Source organism: Tepidibacter formicigenes DSM 15518, from assembly GCF_900142235.1.
GTDB lineage: Bacteria > Bacillota > Clostridia > Peptostreptococcales > Peptostreptococcaceae > Tepidibacter > Tepidibacter formicigenes.
On sequence record NZ_FRAE01000137.1, the window covers coordinates 1 to 1,598 of the forward strand.

2 protein-coding genes are annotated in these 1,598 nt (G+C 23.8%); both read left to right on the forward strand.

The annotated features are described in order from the left end of the window. The first annotated feature begins 131 nt into the window (after window positions 1–131). Entirely contained in the window at window positions 132–257 is a 126-nt protein-coding gene (locus tag BUA77_RS13630) for a bacteriocin (RefSeq protein WP_159429005.1), read from the forward strand. Window positions 258–510: 253 nt separating this feature from the next. Next, entirely contained in the window at window positions 511–1,416 is a 906-nt protein-coding gene (locus BUA77_RS13200) for a CPBP family intramembrane glutamic endopeptidase (RefSeq protein WP_072891054.1), read from the forward strand. Window positions 1,417–1,598 lie beyond the last annotated feature (182 nt).

Genomic DNA, 1,598 nt, shown 5'->3' on the forward strand with positions numbered 1-1,598 from the left:
ATACTTTTTTACAATCCATGGCGTTATATTAACAATTCATGACATATATGTTGATTTTATGAATTAAATTTGTTTTAATAATCTTGTCGCGACGGAGAAATTATTAAATTAATTGTGAGGAGGAAATTATAATGAAGGAAATGAATATGAATGAAATGATGGAAGTTAATGGCGGACGCAAAAAAGATAGTATTAAATTTGACACAAGTGAAGGAGGCGGTCTTGGTTTCTCTTGGTTTCTCATGGAAAAAAGATAAAAATGGAGATTTAGACATTACAGTTAGTACTCCAGTCGGAACCCTTAAAATCCACGATAACGTAAGTAACAATGTAAATTATAATAAAAGAGATAATAGCAAAGGAAAATATAGATATGACAATTAATTAAACATGAGTGCTCTAAATCAAAGCACTCATATTTAATCTACATACTCTTATTTATATTTTTATAGAAAACAAATTCCAAAATATATTTTAATTATATCATACTTATAAAAAGGAGTGCCTTTTATGAAACAAATAAAAAAAACATATCCTACTATTTTTCAATCAATATTAATGCTTTTTACTTATCAATACATATTTCCTTTTATTATTTTAGGTTCACTGTCTATACTTACATCACTCGTTCCTTACAAAACTCATTTTAGTATTAAAAGTACAGCTGAAACTTACTATTTAAATTTTTTTATAAGATTAATTTCATTAGTAATTCTAATAAAATATTTGAGTAATAAAAAAAATTTTAAATTTAAAGATTTATTTTCAATAAAAATATTTTCTTTCACTTTATTTATATGGATAATTTCATTAGTACTTGGAATAAGTATTATCAGAAGTGAATTGATTAATTTTTTAGGAAATATCTCTTCAAATGAAGAACTTCTTTCTATCGCTGAAAAACAATTAGTATTTGGCAAATTACCTTCTGTAGAATTTTTCTTATCAATAGTTTTATTTTATCCTATATTTGAAGAATTTATATTTAGAGGAATTATTTTAAAAGGATATCTTAGTAATTATTCTGAAAAAAAAGCACTTATTGTTTCAGCTCTATTGTTTGGAGCATATCACATGAACCCTCAACAATTTATAACAGCATCTATTGGAGGATTAGTATACGGATGGATATATATAAAAACTAAATCAATTATTCCTTGTATATTTGCTCATTCAATTAATAATTTAATAAATTTTATATTTATTAATTTATTGCAAATAGAAATTCCTAATTATACTATTGTATCTGATACATCACAATTTCAGCCTTTATGGTTTGATATTTTAGGAATTACTTTAGTTATTATTTCTATCTATCAATTAAAAAAGATATTTAAAAATAAAGAAGAATGCAATTATGAATCTGAAAATAAAAAAACAAGACTAGATTTATTAAATAAATCTAGTCTTAGATAAATAAAAATCATCACTTTTCTTGATTAAAAATTTGAAGTTTTACACAAATTTATTTATAGACTCGATATTAAAGTAGCCATGGCATCCCCATGGCTACTTTTAACTCCTCAACCTATTAACTTCCTCTACAGAAAGTCCTGTTTTTATTGCTATTGTTTCATTATCTAAAACATCTAATAAAT